A 16,170-nucleotide genomic window follows, 5' to 3' on the forward strand; every position below is an offset into this window, starting at 1 on the left:
CTTCAGCCTGACAGCCCGCACTGCCGCGTGCAAGACCGCGTGCCGCCCGCCGAGGGCCGACGGCGACGAGCCGGCGGACGACCGCACCTCGGGCCCCTCACCGGTCCACGACCCCACGGCCTACACCGGGCCGGGCGGGCCCGGCCGGTGCTCCGGATCGTCCAGCAGGATCGCCAGATGGCGGCCCACGTGCTGCTGCCAGCCGCCGGGGCCCAGGGCCAGCGCCTCCTTGCGCCACTGCCCGACGCGTTCCGCGAGCCGGCCCAGCCCCCGGTCCTCCAGGATCTCGCCGATGGCGTCCTGGAACATCGGGTCAGCGCAGTCGCTGCGGTGCCAGATCATCGCGGGCACCCCCGCCCGCAGACCGGCGAGGATCTCCTGGCGGCCGATGCCCGACGCGTCACCGGGCGGCTGGCTGAGCACCAGGCAGACCGCGTGCCGGTCCTCCTTCAGCTCCCGCTCCAGATGGAAGAAGTACGACCCGTCCTGCCCGGGGCGGCTGCGGTGCGAGTGGCTGTCCGCGGGCCGCTCCCGCAGCTGGCGCCACTTGGTGTGCCAGGGCCGGTGCCACGCGGCCCGCTGTAAGCGCTCCAGGCTGCGGACCACCACCGGATAGTCGAGGGCCAGCGGGGTGGGGGAGCCGCTGCCTGACTCCTTGGACCACCACTCGACGGGTTCGTTGAGCAGTTCCCAGGGCAGCACGAACTCCAGGATGACCGGCTGCCGCAGGTCGGCCCAGCGCGCCTCGGTCTCCTCGACGAGCTGCTCCACCGCGCCGGGGAGTTCCTCGCGGCCCAGGTGGACGGTCTCGCCCCGCACCGGGTGCCAGCCCTCGGAGTCGGACTGGCGCCAGTGCGACAGGTAGTAGCGGTCGGCCTCGATCCGGTCCGGCTCGAACTGGATCATCAGGTAGGCGGGGACCAGCGAGGGCGCGGGCTGCGGGAAGTCGGAGCGCTGCCAGTCCGCGAGCAGCCGCTCCAGGCCCAGCGCCTGGGCCTGGCCGCGGTTGAACCGGCGCACGAGTTCGGCGGCGTCCGGCGTGCCGTCCTCCACGAGCCGGTCGGCCGCCAGCGCGAGGAAGGCCATGCTCGGCGGGAGGTCACCGGCCGGGGCGTTCTCGCCCGCCAGCCGCAGGAACACCTGCCAGGCCGTCTGGCACCAGGCGGGCAGCTCCTGCACCCGCGACCGGCTCGCCCGGCGGGCCATGGCGGCCAGGTCCGGGGGGCGCAGGGAGAACAGGACGGGCCGCAGCTCGCCGAGGTCGGCGTTGTTGAAGAAGTCGACGGCCTCCCACTCGTCCACCAGGGGCCACAGCCCGGCCACCGTCGCCGACTGCTGCTCGACGTACTCCAGGGACCGCACCAGACAGGCCGGTCCGTCTCCTACGGCGGTGCATCCCTTGACGACCTGGAGGAGCCAGGGCCTCAGCCGGTCCCCGCCGAACGGCTCCACGGGCGAGCCCAGTTCGTCGGCGAGCAGCTCCCGCCAGAGCTCACGGCTGCCCGCCTGGTTCACCGTAGCCGAGCCCTGGAGCGCGTCCACGATGGAGACGACCAACTCGTTGCGGACCCGTTCCGGACTACGCCCTCTCAACCCCGTTACCTCCAGACAACCGGCGCGGATCCCTGATGGAGGCGACCAGCGTACGGCGGAGGACCGCGGCGCGGCAGCGGAACGGTGCGGGGCGTCGCCCCTGGTGGATCACGGAGCCCCCTGTCGGATTCGAACCGACGACCTTCGCTTTACAAGAGCGGCGCTCTGACCAGCTGAGCTAAGGAGGCGCGCACGCGCGTGGCGACGTACGTGCCCGAGCAGTGTACCCAGGTCCCAGCGGCGCCGATCGAAAATTTCCGCGAAGTTCACAGGGGTCCGGGTACTGACAGACGAGGTGAACGCCAGGTACCGTCCAGAGCCAGTTCACTCGTGTGGACTACACCACGCCGGTATCACCCGTCGTGGTGGCACACCACCTTCCACAACGGATCGTCCGGCACGTTCCTGCCGGTAGAAGGGGGCCCTTCACCATGGCCACTGTCTCGTTCGACAAGGCGACCCGGATCTACCCGGGTTCCACCAAGCCCGCCGTCGACGGTCTCGACATCCACATCGAGGACGGCGAGTTCCTCGTCCTGGTCGGTCCGTCCGGCTGCGGCAAGTCCACCTCGCTCCGCATGCTCGCGGGGCTCGAGGACGTGAACGGCGGTGCCATCCGCATCGGCGACCGTGACGTCACGCACCTGCCGCCGAAGGACCGGGACATCGCCATGGTGTTCCAGAACTACGCGCTCTACCCGCACATGTCGGTCGCCGACAACATGGGCTTCGCGCTGAAGATCGCCGGCATCAACAAGGCGGAGATCCGGCAGAAGGTCGAGGAGGCCGCGAAGATCCTCGACCTGACCGAGTACCTGGACCGCAAGCCGAAGGCCCTGTCCGGCGGTCAGCGCCAGCGGGTGGCCATGGGCCGCGCCATCGTGCGTGAGCCGCAGGTCTTCCTCATGGACGAGCCGCTGTCCAACCTGGACGCCAAGCTCCGCGTGTCCACGCGTACGCAGATCGCCTCGCTCCAGCGCCGCCTCGGCATCACCACCGTCTACGTCACCCACGACCAGGTCGAGGCCATGACGATGGGCGACCGGGTGGCCGTGCTGAAGGACGGTCTGCTGCAGCAGGTCGACTCCCCGCGCAACATGTACGACCGTCCGGTGAACCTCTTCGTCGCCGGCTTCATCGGCTCCCCCGCGATGAACCTGGTCGAGGTGCCGATCACCGACGGCGGTGTGAAGTTCGGCAACAGCGTGGTGCCGGTCAACCGTGACGCCCTCAAGGCCGCCTCCGACAAGGGTGACCGGACCGTCACCGTCGGCGTCCGTCCCGAGCACTTCGACGTGGTGGAGCACAACGGCGCCGCCGCGACCGCCCTGACGAAGGACACCGAGGACGCGCCGGCCGGTCTCGCGGTCTCCGTGAACGTCGTCGAGGAGCTCGGCGCCGACGGCTACGTCTACGGCACCGCCGACGTCGACGGCGAGATCAAGGACCTCGTGGTCCGCGTCAACGGCCGCCAGGTGCCCGAGAAGGGTTCGCAGCTGCACGTCGTGCCGCGGCCGGGCGAGCTCCACGTCTTCTCGACCTCCACGGGTGAGCGTCTCTCCGACTGAGCCCGACCCGGACAATTTCACCCGCATTGACGAAGAGGGCCCCGCAGCACGCTGCGGGGCCCTCTTCGCTGTCGACAAATACCCCGGCAGACCGGTCATTTCGAGCAGTGTGCGTCAACGCACTACCTGACCCGGGGCACCAGTTCATCCCCCGAACCGGTGACTAAATGTCGCCAAATCATTACCCCGCGCTACCCTCACACGCGTGAAGCACTCCACTAACCAGCAGACGCGACGCGGCCGGGGCCCCGCCCACCGGATCGGCCGCACCCTCGCCCTTGTCCTGCCCGTCGTCATGGTGCTGTCCGGCACCCTGGCCGTCACCCGGGTCAACTGGTCCGGTAGTCCGGCCGGTTCGGTCCTCACCGCCTCGGACGCCTCGGTCATCGGCGCCTCCACCCGGTCGGCCGCCCGCGCCCCGCAGGACGTCCTGCGCGACCAGCTCCTGACCGAGCTCCACGACAAGGACCCGGGCGTCGCGCTGACGCACCTCCAGCAGGCCGTCAACGGCCACCCGTCCCTGGCCGAGCACTGCGTGTCCATCGCCCGCGCCCTGGGCCGCGCCGCGGTCCGTGTGTACGGCCCCTCCCGCGCCCAGTCCTACGCCCGCCCCGTCTGCGACACCTCCTTCGCCACCGGTGTCGCGGCCGCACACAACTGACCGCGACTCCCCCGCGCACCCGGAGAGGGAACGCCTGATCAACGAACGGTCACCGGCCCGAAGCCGCCCGCGGGACGCGACGTACAGTTCGGTCATGACCGATCCGAACGCCGCGTCCCGCCCCGTTCAAGCCGTGATCCTGGCCGGCGGCCAGGGCTCCCGGCTGCGTCCCTACACCGACGACCGGCCCAAGCCGATGGTCGAGATCCCCGGCACGGGGACGCCGATCATCGGCCACCAGCTCGTCTGGCTCGCCGAGGAGGGCGTGACGGACGTGGTGATCAGCTGCGGCCACCTCGCCGACGTCCTGCAGAACTGGCTGAAGACGGCCGACCTGCCGGTGAACGTCCGTACGGTCGTCGAGACCGAACCCCTCGGCCGCGGTGGCGGACTGAAGTACGCCGCCGCGCACCTCCCGCACCCGGACCGGCCCTGGTACGCCACCAACGGCGACATCTGGACCCGTTTCTCGCTGCGCGACATGGCGGACTTCCACACCGAGCGCGACGCCGTCGCCACCCTCGCGCTGGCCCGCCCGCGCATCCCGTGGGGCGCCGTGCAGACGGACGGCTTCGGTCACGTCACGGACTTCATCGAGGCCCCGCCGACGACGTACGAGATCAACGCCGGCGTCTACGTCTTCTCCCCGGCCTTCGCCGACCTGCTGCCCGAGCGCGGCGACCACGAGCGCACCACGTTCCCGCACCTGGCCCGTCAGCTCAGCCTGGCGGGTTTCCCGATCCCGCAGGGCGCCTACTGGCGTGCCATCGACACCGCCAAGGACCTCACGGAGGCTGCGAAGGAACTGGCCGCCCTGGGACGCTGAGCGCGCTTCCGCTCCGGCAGCCGGGCACCGCCCACCACCGCCTTCCCGTACGACGACGGGGCCCCGCACGTCTTCCATGCGGGGCCCCGTCGTCGTACGGGCCGAAGAGTGGTTCAGCCGGCGGGCGTGGCCAGGATGCCGCCCACCGGCCCGGCTACCCCAACAGGCCGCCCACCAGGCCCGGCTGGCCGGAGGACGAGCCTCCGCCGCCGGAGCCGCCACTCGTGCCGCCGCCGGAGGTGCCGCCCCCGCTGGTGGTGGTGCCGCCCGAGGTCGGCCCCGAGCTGGTGCTGGGTGCCTGCTGCGCCGGGGAGGACGGCCGCGGCTGGGCCGGCCGGCCCGCGGTGCCCTGGGTCTGGCTGGGCGAACCGCCGCCGGCCGTACCGGTGTCGCGGGTGGCGCCCGGAGTCGTCGCCGCAGACGACGGGTCGGCCTGGTGCGACGCGGCGCTGCGGCTGGGCGAGCTCGGGGCCGACGGAGTGGCCCGGTGCGGCTTGCCGGGCTCCTCGGGGAGCGGGGAGCCGGGCAGTTCGTTGCGCGGGGCCTCGCCGGGGCCGGGGACGACCACGCGGTCGGAGTCGCGGACGGCGCCGCCGAGCAACGAGCCGACGAGCAGGGTGAGTCCGACGGTGACCGCGGTGACGAGGGCGCCGCGGCGCAGCACGAACTGGCGCAGCTCCCAGATGTCGGAGCGGGGGCCCAGCCGGCGCCAGGCGCTGCCCGCGAGCCGTCCGTCGACGGAGTAGACGGGGGCACCGGCGATGATCAGCGGGGACCAGGCGGCGAGATAGATGATGTCGGGGGCGTCGTAGACCGGGAGGGTCTTCCAGCTGACGGTGACGATGAGCGCGGCCGACAGCAGCGCGCCGAAGACCGCGGCGACCCGCTGCCAGCAGCCGAGGACCGTGAGCACGCCGACGACGACCTGGGCGAAGGCGATGACGAGGCCGGAGCCCACCGGGTGCTGGAGGGCGAACTGGCGCAGCGGCTCGGCGACTTCCCACGGGTGCAGGGTGTTGAGCCACTTGACCATGGAGCCGCGCTTGCCGCCGTCGAAGTAGACGGGGTCGCAGAGCTTGCCCATGCCGGCGTAGATGGAGATGAAGCCGAGGAAGATGCGCAGCGGGAGCAGGACGACGCCGAGGTTCATCCGGCGGCCCGGGTAGTAGGCGTGCCGGGCGGGGTCGTCGCTGTGGCGCCTGGCGCGCCGGCCCTCGCGCGCCGCGCCACCGGACTCCGCGAACTCCTCGTCGCCGTAGGTGTTCTCGTCGTGGGCGGGGCGGTGGGACCGGTCGTACACGGTCTCGCCGTAGGCCGGTTCGTCGTAGGCGGAGCCGACGGTGCGCATGTGCGGCAGCAGGCGGGTGCCGCTCGTGTTCGGGGTGCGCTGGGCGCCGACCACGGGGGTCTCGACGGTCTGGTCCAGGGAGTCGTAGCCGTCGCCGGGGTACCCGCCGCCGGGACCGACGCGAGGGATGACCTGGGTCGACCCGGCGTCGGCGGGCTCCTCGCCGTGGCGGACGCTGCCGCCCCGCACCGCCTGGAGCAGCCGGTGGGCGCCGGTGTCGTCGGGGGCGGACCTGCCGCTCCAGACGACGGGCCGGCGACGGGCGGCCGCGGGCATCCGCGAGGGATCGTCGCCGGCGCTCAAGTGCCGTGCGATCCGCGAGGATTGGGCGCGCCGCGTCGACGCGCCCAACTGCACGCGGAAGCTCGCGTGATTGACGATGATCTGCGCCGGATCGCTCGGCACCTTCACCATGCTCAGCGCGGGAGCGTCGTCGAATCCCGACGGGCCGTCCCCCGTGGGTGTGCGGGGTGTTCTGGTGTCCACACTCATCTAACCGAGTGACGTGTGGATAGGACACTGCTTTGACCCGCCGGATGTGTCCGGACCGCGTCAAGCTCGTCCTGAACGCCCCGACAGACCCGTACGGGTGGAGCGCCGAACGGGTGTTCAGGCCCGTCGGCGGGCCGCCTCGTACAGCACGACACCCGCCGCGACACCGGCGTTGAGCGACTCGCCGCCGCCCGGCATCGGGATCCGCACCCGGTGGTCGCAGGTCTCCCCGACCAGCCGGGACAGGCCCTTGCCCTCGCTGCCGACGACGATGACGACCGGTCCGTCCAGGGCCGCCAGCTCGCCGACCTCCTTCTCGCCGTCCGCGGCGAGACCGACGACCACGATGCCCGCCTTCTTGTACGCCTCCAGGGCGCGCGTCAGGTTGGTGGCGCGGGCGACGGGCGTACGGGCGGCGGCGCCGGCGGACGTCTTCCACGCACCCGCGGTCATCCCGGCCGCGCGCCGCTCGGGCACGACGACGCCGTGGCCGCCGAAGGCCGCGACGGACCGCACGACGGCACCCAGGTTGCGCGGGTCGGTGACCCCGTCGAGGGCGACGATGAGCGGGTCCTGGCCGTGGTCGTAGGCGGCGTTGGCGAGGTCCTCGGGGTGCGCGTACTCGTACGGCGGGACCTGGAGCACGAGCCCCTGGTGGTTGAGCCCGTTGGTCATCCGGTCCAGCTCGGGGCGCGGCGCCTCCATGAGGTGGATGCCACCGCGCTCGGCCGCGAGCTGGAGCGCCTCGCGCACGCGCTCGTCGTTGTCGACGAACTGCTGGACGTACAGCATGGAGGCGGGCACGCCCTCACGCAGCGCCTCGACGACGGAGTTGCGGCCGACGACCATCTCCGACGTGCCCTTGCCGCCGCGGCCGCGCGGCGCGGGACGGCGGACGGTCTGCTTCGCCTTGGCGTTGGCGACGCGGTTCTTCTTGTGGCCCTTGCGCGCCTCGGCCGGCGGGGTGGGGCCCTTGCCCTCGAGGCCCCGGCGCCGCTGGCCGCCACTGCCGACCTGCGCGCCCTTCTTGCCGGACATGCGGCGGTTGTTAGCGGCCATGACCTACCTGTCTGTGTAAGGCGTGCGGACGCCTCCGGGGAGGCCGCACTGATTGCGTACGTCTATGAAGTGTGCCGCCCGGAGCCCCGGACGGCACAATCGATCACCTGAGCCCCTGTGGACTCAGCGCGGGCCGAGGCTCCAGCGCGCCCCCTGGGGGCCGTCCTCGATGGTCAGCCCCGACTGGTTGAGCTGGTCGCGGATGGCGTCCGCGGTGCCCCAGTCCTTGCGGGTGCGGGCCGCCTCGCGCTGGTCGAGCACGAGCCGTACGAGGCTGTCGACGACGCCGTGCAGATCGTCTCCGCGGTCGGCCCCGCCGGCCCAGTGCGGGTCGAGGGGGTCGAGGCCGAGGACGCCGAGCATGGCCCGGACCTCGGCGAGGCGGGCGACGGCGGCCTCCTTGTCGTCGGCGGCCAGCGCGCTGTTGCCCTGCCGGACGGCGGTGTGCACGATGGCCAGCGCCTGCGGCACGCCCAGGTCGTCGTCCATCGCCTCGGCGAACGCGGGCGGCACCTCGGCGGCGGGTTCGACGGCGCCCCCGGCCTTCTCCACCACCCGCTGCACGAAGCCCTCGATCCGCGCGAACGCCGACTCGGCCTCGCGCAGCGACTCCTCGCTGTACTCGATCATCGAGCGGTAGTGCGGGGTGCCGAGGTAGTAGCGCAGCACGATGGGCCGCCAGCGGGTGACCATCTCGCTCACCAGGACCGAGTTGCCCAGCGACTTGGACATCTTGTCGCCGGCCATGGTGACCCAGGCGTTGTGCACCCAGTACTGGGCGAAGTCGTCGCCGAACGCCTTGGCCTGGGCGATCTCGTTCTCGTGGTGCGGGAAGATCAGGTCGAGGCCGCCGCCGTGGATGTCGAAGGCGGTGCCCAGGTACTTGTGCGCCATCGCGGAGCACTCCAGGTGCCAGCCCGGGCGCCCTCGGCCCCACGGGGTGGCCCAGGTGGGCTCGCCCGGCTTGGCGGACTTCCACATGGCGAAGTCGCGCGGGTCGCGCTTGCCCGTCTCCCCGTCACCCGACGGCTGGAGCAGGTTGTCCAGCTCCTGCCGGGACAGCTGGAGGTAGCCGGGGAAGGAGCGCACGTCGAAGTAGACGTTGCCGTCGACCGCGTAGGCGTGACCGCGCTCGATGAGGCCCTGCATCATCTCGATCATCTCGGGCACGTGGCCGGTGGCGCGCGGCTCGTACGCCGGGGGGAGGCAGCCGAGGGCCGCGTACCCGTCGTTGAAGGCGCGCTCGTTCTCGTACCCGATCGACCACCAGGGCCGGCCCTGCTCGGCGGCCTTGGTGATGATCTTGTCGTCGATGTCGGTGACGTTGCGGACGAAGGTGACGTCGTAGCCGCGGTACTCGAACCAGCGGCGCATGATGTCGAAGTTCAGCCCCGACCGGATGTGCCCGATGTGCGGGGCCGCCTGCACGGTGGCGCCACAGAGGTAGATCGAGACACAACCCGGCTTGAGCGGGGCGAAGTCACGAATCTGCCGGGCACTGGTGTCGTACAGGCGAATAGTCACCCCTCCAGGGTAGTGGGCGCGGGGCCATGCCTCAGACGGTTGGGGTGAAGTCGGGCACGGGCGTCCGAGGGCGCGTCCTCACCACGGGCCACCGCCCTCCGGCCGGCCCGCGGGTCCGTCAGCCCGTCCGCACGACCAGTGCCGTGGCCACCGCCATCAGCCCCTCGCCGCGGCCGGGGAAGCCGAGCCCGTCCGTGGTCGCCCCGGACACCGAGACGGGCGCGCCCGCCGCCGCCGTGAGGATCGCCTGGGCCTCCTCCCGGCGCTTGCCGATCTTCGGCCGGGGGCCGACGACCTGCACCGCGACGTTGCCGATCCGGAACCCGGCCGCCCGCACGATCCGGGCCGCCTCGGTCAGCAGGGTCACGCCGGACGCGCCGGACCACTCGGGGCGTCCGGTGCCGAAGTGCTGTCCCAGGTCCCCCAGTCCGGCCGCCGAGAACAGCGCGTTGCAGGCGGCGTGCGCGACGACGTCCGCGTCGGAGTGGCCGGCCAGCCCGGTGCCCTCGCCCTCCCAGCGGAGGCCCGCGCACCACAGTTCGCGGCCCTCCTCGAAGGCGTGGATGTCGGTGCCGATGCCGACCTGGGGCAGCGCCGGGAAGCCGTCAGAAGCCATCGTTGAGCCTCCGGCGCGCCAGGACCGCCTCCGCGAGCAGCAGGTCCAGCGGGCGGGTGACCTTGAAGGCCTCCTCGTGGCCGGGCACCACGACGACCTTCAGGCCCAGTTGTTCGACCATGCTGGCGTCGTCGGTGACGTCGTCGCCGACCGTCTCGTGCGCCCGGACCAGCGTCGCCCGGTCGAAGCCCTGCGGGGTCTGCACCGCCCGCAGCCGCGCCCGCTCCGGCGTCGCGACGACGGGCTCCGGCTCGCCCGGCACCGCCGCCGGTTCGACCTGCTTGACGGTGTCCGCGAGCGGCAGCGCCGGCACCACGGCGGGGGCGCCGTCGCGGACGGCCTCGATCACGGCGTCCACCGTGTCCACCGGCACCAGCGGCCGGGCCGCGTCGTGCACGAGCACGATGTCGTGGCCGGGCGGCACGGCGTCCAGGCCGAGCCTCACCGACTCCTGGCGGGTGTCGCCGCCGGGGACGACCAGGAAGTCGGTCCGGTCGGGCAGGGCGTGCGTGTCCAGCAGGGACCTGACCTCGGCGGCGCCCTCGGGCGGGGCCACGACGACGACCAGGGAGACGGCACGGGAGGCGGCCATGGCGCGCACCGCGTGGATGAGCATGGGCGTCCCGTTCAGCGCGCGGAGCGCTTTGGGAGCTCCCGGACCAAGGCGTACGCCCCGGCCGGCGGCCGGAATCACGGCGGCGGTACGAGCCCCGGCGGGTGAAGGGCGCGAGACGTCAGACATCGGTTCCTGTCAGGTTTGTGTGCCGAACCTACGTGGGTATGGCCAGGAGGAGTGCCGGGCGCGACGCCCTGACCGGACCCTTCCGTGACCCCGGTCCAGGCGGCGGCCCGGCCCGGCACACCAAGTATCGGGGGCCCCGCGTCGTGCGCGGGGACCTCGGGGGTACGGCTTCCGGGATCACGGTGACGTGTCACAGGTGGCCGGCGTCGCCTCACCGTCCGGGCAGTTGGCGTCAGGCCGGTCGGCGTCGGTGCGGTCGATGTCAGGGCATGAACATGCCGCAGCGCCCGGCGACAGTAACTACGTCATCGGGCACCGCGGCATTTACTGTGCGCTGGGCTGAGCGGGCTGGCTGCCGGCGTCAGTTCAGGACGCGAGAACCTCGTCGAGCAGGGCCTCCGCCTTGTCCTCGTTCGTGTTCTCCGCGAGAGCGAGCTCACTCACCAGGATCTGGCGGGCCTTGGCGAGCATGCGCTTCTCACCTGCGGAGAGTCCGCGCTCGCGCTCACGACGCCACAGGTCACGCACGACTTCCGCGACCTTGATGACATCGCCGGAGGCGAGCTTCTCCAGGTTTGCCTTGTAGCGACGCGACCAGTTCGTGGGCTCCTCGGCGTACGGTGCGCGCAGCACCTCGAAGACCCGGTCCAGTCCGTCCTGACCGACCACATCACGCACGCCCACGAACTCCGCATTGTCCGCTGGCACACGCACCGTCAGGTCACCCTGCGCGACCTTCAGCACCAAGTAGGTCTTGTCCACGCCTTTGATCTGGCGAGTTTCGATAGCCTCGATCAGCGCGGCCCCGTGATGGGGATAGACCACGGTGTCGCCAACCTTGAACGTCATGTGACAGGTACCCCTTCCGTGGCTATCCAGAGTAACACGGAAACGGCGGGTTCTGAATGGCGTTTTCGCAGGTCAGGGCATATCTCGGGGCTTGACAACAGCAACAGGAACGTGCTGCGCGAGCCGAGCGGAGGAAGGTATTCGCAGGTCGGAGCCACTGTCCGGGGGAGGCGAAACCCGTACGTCACACACGCCGGGAGGCCCTTCCAAGGGAACGAACATCCCCAAATGTCCGGTTGCAGGCGTGCGACTTCCGCTACTCCGTTCGGTGTGCGCGGCGGGTACGCGACGAATCCGGAATTGATCACGTCGGCCGGCGGAACATCCGGGGAACGCCCGGCGGATGCGTCGCGGAAGGTCCGCAGAACACACGGTGGAACACCCGTCGGAAGGCGCCGGAACGCCCGGCGGAACGCGACCGGGAACATCGGACTCGGCAGTCGGTGATCAATTCCCGCTACGGCCGCGCATTCCTCCACGGAAAATCACCGGTCCGGTGCGAGCGGTATGCCTGAGCTCTTATGTGAATGGCGGACGAGTGCCCGGTCAAAGCTCCTCCGGAGCACTTGTGGGCACGTGCGCCGCACGCCGCGCACCCCGGCCGACCGGAAAGACAGGCCCGCGGGGAGGGTCGGGTGCGGCACGGCGGGAACGGCTCGGTAACCTAAGGCCGCTGACAGTCACTTAGCGCGGCTTTACGGCCGCCCCGCTCAAGTCAAGGAGTTGCCGCCGCCGTGAGCAGCAGCCTTCGACGCGGCGCCCTCGCCGCCGCCGCCACCGCGTTCTCGCTCGCCGCGCTCTCCGCGTGCGCGGCCGGCAACAACGCGCAGACCCTGGAGGTCAAGCCGGACAACGCGGAGACGGCGGTCGGTGACATCAAGATCCAGAACGCTCTTGTCATCACCCAGCCCGTCACCCAGTCCCCGGGTCCGGCCGTGGTCTCCGCCACCCTCTACAACAACGGCTCCACCGCCCAGACCCTGGACGAGGTCACCGTGGCCGGCGACGGCAGCGCGAAGCTCCTGCCCGCCAAGGGCAAGGGCAAGCTGACCATCCCGGCCGGCGGACACGTCATCCTCGGTGGCGCGGGCAACGCCTCCGCCGCGCTCACCGACCCCGGTGAGGGCGTCCGGGACGGCAACGCGCAGAAGGTCACCTTCACCTTCAGCAAGACCGGTGACGTGAGCCTGCGTGCCTTCGTGGTCCCCGCCGACTCCTACTTCTCCACCTGGGGTCCGACGACCGTCCCCTCGGCCCCGGACAGCTCGTCGCCGAAGGCGAGCTCCTCCGGCAAGCCGTCGGGCGACGCCTCGGCCTCCGGGTCGCCCAGCCCGTCGGACTCGGCGTCCGCGAGCGCGTCGGCCACCGGCAACTGAGCGGTCGTAGGGCAGCACCGCCCGGCAGCACGGACACGGCGGAAGGGCGGGACCTCCTCACGAGGTCCCGCCCTTCCGCCGTGTCCACCGTCACGTCCCTTCGCCGTCAGGCCGCGGGGACGGGCCGGTCTACGGCTCGAACTTGTAGCCGAGGCCGCGGACCGTCACCAGGTACCGCGGCGCGCCAGGGTCCGGCTCGATCTTGGCCCGCAGCCGCTTGACGTGGACGTCGAGGGTCTTGGTGTCGCCCACGTAGTCGGCGCCCCACACCCGGTCGATGAGCTGCATGCGCGTCAGGACCCGGCCGGCGTTGCGGAGCAGCATCTCCAGGAGGTCGAACTCCTTGAGCGGCAGGTCGACCTTGGAGCCGGAGACCGTGACCACGTGGCGGTCGACGTCCATCCGAACCGGGCCCGCCTCCAGCGCGGCCGGCGTGACCTCCTCCGGCTCGCCGCGACGGCGCAGGACGGCCCGGATCCGGGCGACCAGCTCGCGCGAGGAGAACGGCTTGGTGACGTAGTCGTCGGCTCCTATCTCCAGACCGACGACCTTGTCGATCTCACTGTCCTTGGCGGTGACCATGATCACCGGAACGTTGGAGCGGCCGCGCAGCTGGCGGCACACCTCCGTGCCCGGCAGGCCGGGCAGCATCAGGTCGAGCAGGACGAGGTCGGCGCCGTTGCGCTCGAACTCGTCCAGTCCGTCGGGCCCGGTGGTCGCCACGGCGACCTCGAAGCCCTCCTTGCGGAGCATGTACGACAGGGCGTCGGAGAAGGACTCCTCGTCCTCGACGACAAGCACTCGGGTCACGGAAGGACCTCCGGGGCGGGAAGCGGTTCGTACGGGGGCGTGTGGGGGTGTGGGGAAGAGGACCGCCCGGGCTCGTCGTCGAGTCCGTCGTGGGCGGGGTGCTGCTGGGCGCGGTCTCGGGCCGCACCCGCCTCCGGCAGCCGCAGGGTGAACGTGGAGCCCTGACCCTCAGCGCTCCACACCGTGACCTCCCCGCCGTGCGAGGCGGCCACGTGCTTGACGATCGCCAGCCCGAGGCCCGTACCACCCGTGGCACGGGAGCGGGCCGGGTCGACGCGGTAGAAGCGCTCGAAGATGCGCTCCTTGTCCTTCTCTGTGATGCCGATGCCCTGGTCGGTCACGGCGACTTCGATCATGTCACCACCCGGTGCGGTCAACCTGCGGGCGGCTATGCCGACCCTCGTCCGCGCGGGCGAGTAGTTGACCGCGTTCTCCACCAGGTTGCCCAGGGCGGCGGCGAGCTGACCCCTGTTCCCCCAGACGCGCAGGTCCGCGGTGCCGCCGGCGGCCATGGTGATCTGCTTGGTGCCGGCCTGGTGCCGGCAGCGGTCGACGGCCTCGGCGACGAGTTCGTCCACGCGGACGGGTTCGGCGTCCTCCAGCGGGTCGTCGTTCTGGACCCGCGAGAGGTCGATCAGCTCCTGCACCAGGTTGGTGAGCCGGGTCGCCTCGATCTGCATGCGGCCGGCGAAGCGCTGCACCGCGTCCGGTTCGTCGGCCGCGTCCATGACGGCCTCCGACAGCAGGGACAGCGCCCCGACGGGGGTCTTGAGCTCGTGGCTGACGTTGGCGACGAAGTCGCGCCGCACCGCCTCGATCCGCCGGGCCTCGGTGAGGTCCTCGACGAGCAGGAGGACGAGCCGGGAACCGAGCGGAGCCACTCTGGCGGACACGGCCAGTGCCTCGCCGCGGCCGGTGCCGCGCCGCGGCAGGTCCAGCTCGACCTGGCGTATCTCCCCGTCGCGCCGGGTGTCCCTGGCCATCAGCAGCATGGGCTCCACGGAGAGCTTGCCGCCGCGGACCAGTCCGAGGGCGTACGCCGCCGAGCTGGCCTTGACCACGGCGTCCGCCTCGTCGAGGACCACGGCCGAGGAGCGGAGCACGGACAGGACCGTGTCCACGCCCGGCGGAAGCACCGGGTCCGTGTGCAGCGAAGTCCTGGTCGGCCGCTTCTGGTCGCGTTCGCTCCAGCGGAACGCCAGCATGGCGATGACACCGGTGAGCACCCCGGCGATCGCTGCCGCTGCGGCGACCGCCGCGTTCACGTCCATGCGCCCAGGTTAGGCATGGGATCCGTCCTGGCCACAGCCATCCGAGTGCGACCTCGAACACTCGTCGCCCAGAGTTCACCTAGGAGCCAGAGGTGGTTCATTTGGGATGCCGGAAACCGACGCGTACAGGCCCGAACGTGGGAACGTGGGGATCGCACCGCCGGTTTTCAGCCGGAACCCCGGCCCCCGGAGCCCCCGAAGATCACGTAGGAGAGGGAACCCAGATGCGGGACGCGTACCACGAGGAACTGGATTCGATCGGCGACGGACTGGTGGACATGGCCCGGCTGGTCGGCTCGGCGATCGGGCGCGCCACGACGGCCATCCTCGACTCCGACCTGAAGCTGGCCGAAAGCGTCATCGAGGCCGACAAGAAGGTCGACGAGCTTCAGCACGACCTGGAGGCCCGGGCGATAGCCCTGCTGGCGCGCCAGCAGCCGGTGGCGACGGACCTGAGGATCGTCGTCACCTCCCTGCGCATGTCGGCCGACCTGGAGCGCTCGGGCGACCTCGCCCAGCACGTCGCCAAGCTGGCCCGGCTGCGCTTCCCCGAGCGGGCCATCCCGCACGACCTGCACGCGACCATCCTGGAGATGGGCCAGCTCGCCCAGCGCCTGATGGCGAAGGCGGCCGAGGTCATCATCACCAAGGACGTCGACCTGGCCCTCCAGCTGGAGCAGGACGACGACGAGATGGACCTGCTGCACCGCACGCTCTTCCAGCACCTGCTGGACGACAAGTGGAAGCACGGCATCGAGACGGCCGTCGACGTGACCCTGCTGGGCCGCTACTACGAGCGCTTCGCCGACCACGCCGTCTCGGTGGCCAAGCGCGTGGTGTTCCTGGTGACGGGCGAGCACGCGGACGCCGTCCAGCAGGACATCCAGGCCGTCGCCGGGGTCGAGGGGGCCTGACCCTCACGGGGTGATCGGCGGCCGGGCCTGTGCCGGGCGCGGCGAGTGAGGTGGGAGTGGCGGAGCGGGGTGACACGGACCCGCTCCGCCCTCGCGCAAGCCACCGTGCGCCGTTGATGCGCCCGGCCGGACGGGCGTCCAATGGGCACAGGCACCAGCCTCCAGGAGGGACCCATGGCCGAATCCCCCAGCACCCCCGCGCCCGACCCCACGCAGGAACGCCGGACCGATCAGCCCACCGAGATCACAAGCCTCCCGCTCTTCGGCGCGTGCGGCTGCGGCTCGGGCTGCGGCTGCGGCTGCCAGTCCGGCAACCCCTGCCAGTGCGGGTGAGGAGATCCGCGAAACCGTAGCGGACGTACGGCGTCGGTGCCGGTGTCGTTGCCGGGCATCAGCGGCGTCTGTGCCAACGCCGGCGCCGGGCATCACCGGCGTCGGTGCCGTACGGGATTTGTTACGGCGGCGAAGGGCTTCGGTGCGGGAAGCGCCGGGGCCCTTTGTGCTCGGCGGGGGCGTGCTCG

Annotated in this window: 15 protein-coding genes and 1 tRNA gene; 6 read left to right on the top strand and 10 right to left on the bottom strand. The window is 71.6% G+C overall.

The window, feature by feature from the left end; translation table 11 throughout:
- Nucleotides 1–120: 120 nt before the first annotated feature.
- Entirely contained in the window at nt 121–1,593 is a 1,473-nt protein-coding gene (locus ABZT03_RS02590; RefSeq protein WP_356032439.1) for a hypothetical protein, read from the bottom strand.
- Between the two features lie 114 nt (nt 1,594–1,707).
- Nucleotides 1,708–1,781: transfer RNA gene (locus ABZT03_RS02595), tRNA-Thr, on the bottom strand.
- A 243-nt stretch (nt 1,782–2,024) separates the two neighbouring features.
- Between ABZT03_RS02595 and ugpC the strand changes: the two genes are divergently transcribed.
- The 3 genes from ugpC (at nt 2,025) to ABZT03_RS02610 (ending at nt 4,648) form a co-directional block, all read left to right on the top strand.
- Nucleotides 2,025–3,161 carry a sn-glycerol-3-phosphate ABC transporter ATP-binding protein UgpC gene (gene ugpC, locus ABZT03_RS02600; RefSeq protein ID WP_356032442.1) on the top strand — a complete coding sequence of 379 codons (1,137 nt, stop codon included), beginning with the start codon at nt 2,025–2,027 and terminating at the stop codon, nt 3,159–3,161.
- A gap of 205 nt (nt 3,162–3,366) precedes the next feature.
- Nucleotides 3,367–3,822 carry a hypothetical protein gene (locus ABZT03_RS02605; RefSeq protein WP_356032445.1) on the top strand — a complete coding sequence of 152 codons (456 nt, stop codon included), beginning with the start codon at nt 3,367–3,369 and terminating at the stop codon, nt 3,820–3,822.
- Between the two features lie 94 nt (nt 3,823–3,916).
- Complete coding sequence (locus tag ABZT03_RS02610; RefSeq protein ID WP_356032447.1) at nt 3,917–4,648, top strand: nucleotidyltransferase family protein; 732 nt, start codon at nt 3,917–3,919, stop codon at nt 4,646–4,648.
- Nucleotides 4,649–4,802: 154 nt separating this feature from the next.
- On the opposite strand, the gene ABZT03_RS02615 is transcribed toward ABZT03_RS02610, so the two are convergent.
- The 6 genes from ABZT03_RS02615 to ABZT03_RS02640 form a co-directional block, all read right to left on the bottom strand.
- On the bottom strand, nt 4,803–6,488 hold the full coding sequence (locus ABZT03_RS02615; RefSeq protein WP_356032450.1) for a DoxX family membrane protein: 1,686 nt from the start codon (nt 6,486–6,488) through the stop codon (nt 4,803–4,805).
- 117 nt (nt 6,489–6,605) lie between these two features.
- A complete protein-coding gene (rlmB, locus tag ABZT03_RS02620; protein ID WP_356032453.1) occupies nt 6,606–7,547 on the bottom strand; it encodes a 23S rRNA (guanosine(2251)-2'-O)-methyltransferase RlmB in 942 nt (313 codons plus the stop codon).
- A gap of 123 nt (nt 7,548–7,670) precedes the next feature.
- Nucleotides 7,671–9,071 (bottom strand): cysteine--tRNA ligase, encoded by a 1,401-nt coding sequence (gene cysS, locus ABZT03_RS02625; protein WP_356032455.1) that lies wholly within the window; start codon nt 9,069–9,071, stop codon nt 7,671–7,673.
- Nucleotides 9,072–9,189: 118 nt separating this feature from the next.
- A complete protein-coding gene (gene ispF / locus ABZT03_RS02630) occupies nt 9,190–9,687 on the bottom strand; it encodes a 2-C-methyl-D-erythritol 2,4-cyclodiphosphate synthase (protein WP_356032458.1) in 498 nt (165 codons plus the stop codon).
- Nucleotides 9,677–10,429, bottom strand: coding sequence for a 2-C-methyl-D-erythritol 4-phosphate cytidylyltransferase (gene ispD / locus ABZT03_RS02635; protein WP_356032460.1), 753 nt, complete (start codon nt 10,427–10,429; stop codon nt 9,677–9,679). The genes ispF and ispD overlap by 11 nt, the downstream gene beginning before the upstream one ends.
- 366 nt (nt 10,430–10,795) lie before the next feature.
- Nucleotides 10,796–11,278, bottom strand: a complete 483-nt coding sequence (locus ABZT03_RS02640; RefSeq protein WP_003953493.1) for a CarD family transcriptional regulator — start codon at nt 11,276–11,278, stop codon at nt 10,796–10,798.
- A 734-nt stretch (nt 11,279–12,012) separates the two neighbouring features.
- Between ABZT03_RS02640 and ABZT03_RS02645 the strand changes: the two genes are divergently transcribed.
- The gene (locus ABZT03_RS02645) at nt 12,013–12,654 is read left to right on the top strand and encodes a DUF461 domain-containing protein (RefSeq protein WP_356032463.1); all 642 of its coding nucleotides are present in this window, start codon (nt 12,013–12,015) and stop codon (nt 12,652–12,654) included.
- A 129-nt stretch (nt 12,655–12,783) separates the two neighbouring features.
- Here ABZT03_RS02645 and ABZT03_RS02650 read toward each other — a convergent pair whose 3' ends face one another.
- Entirely contained in the window at nt 12,784–13,464 is a 681-nt protein-coding gene (locus tag ABZT03_RS02650; RefSeq protein ID WP_015659563.1) for a response regulator transcription factor, read from the bottom strand.
- Complete coding sequence (locus ABZT03_RS02655) at nt 13,461–14,735, bottom strand: ATP-binding protein (RefSeq protein WP_356032466.1); 1,275 nt, start codon at nt 14,733–14,735, stop codon at nt 13,461–13,463. Before ABZT03_RS02655 ends, ABZT03_RS02650 begins: the two co-directional genes overlap by 4 nt.
- Nucleotides 14,736–14,959: 224 nt before the next feature.
- On the opposite strand from ABZT03_RS02655, the gene phoU reads away from it, so the two are divergent.
- The gene (gene phoU, locus ABZT03_RS02660) at nt 14,960–15,649 is read left to right on the top strand and encodes a phosphate signaling complex protein PhoU (RefSeq protein WP_356032468.1); all 690 of its coding nucleotides are present in this window, start codon (nt 14,960–14,962) and stop codon (nt 15,647–15,649) included.
- 174 nt (nt 15,650–15,823) lie between these two features.
- Complete coding sequence (locus ABZT03_RS02665) at nt 15,824–15,982, top strand: hypothetical protein (protein ID WP_356032471.1); 159 nt, start codon at nt 15,824–15,826, stop codon at nt 15,980–15,982.
- Nucleotides 15,983–16,170: the final 188 nt, after the last annotated feature.

The sequence above is a fragment of the Streptomyces sp. NPDC005574 genome (assembly GCF_040605435.1).
GTDB lineage: Bacteria > Actinomycetota > Actinomycetes > Streptomycetales > Streptomycetaceae > Streptomyces.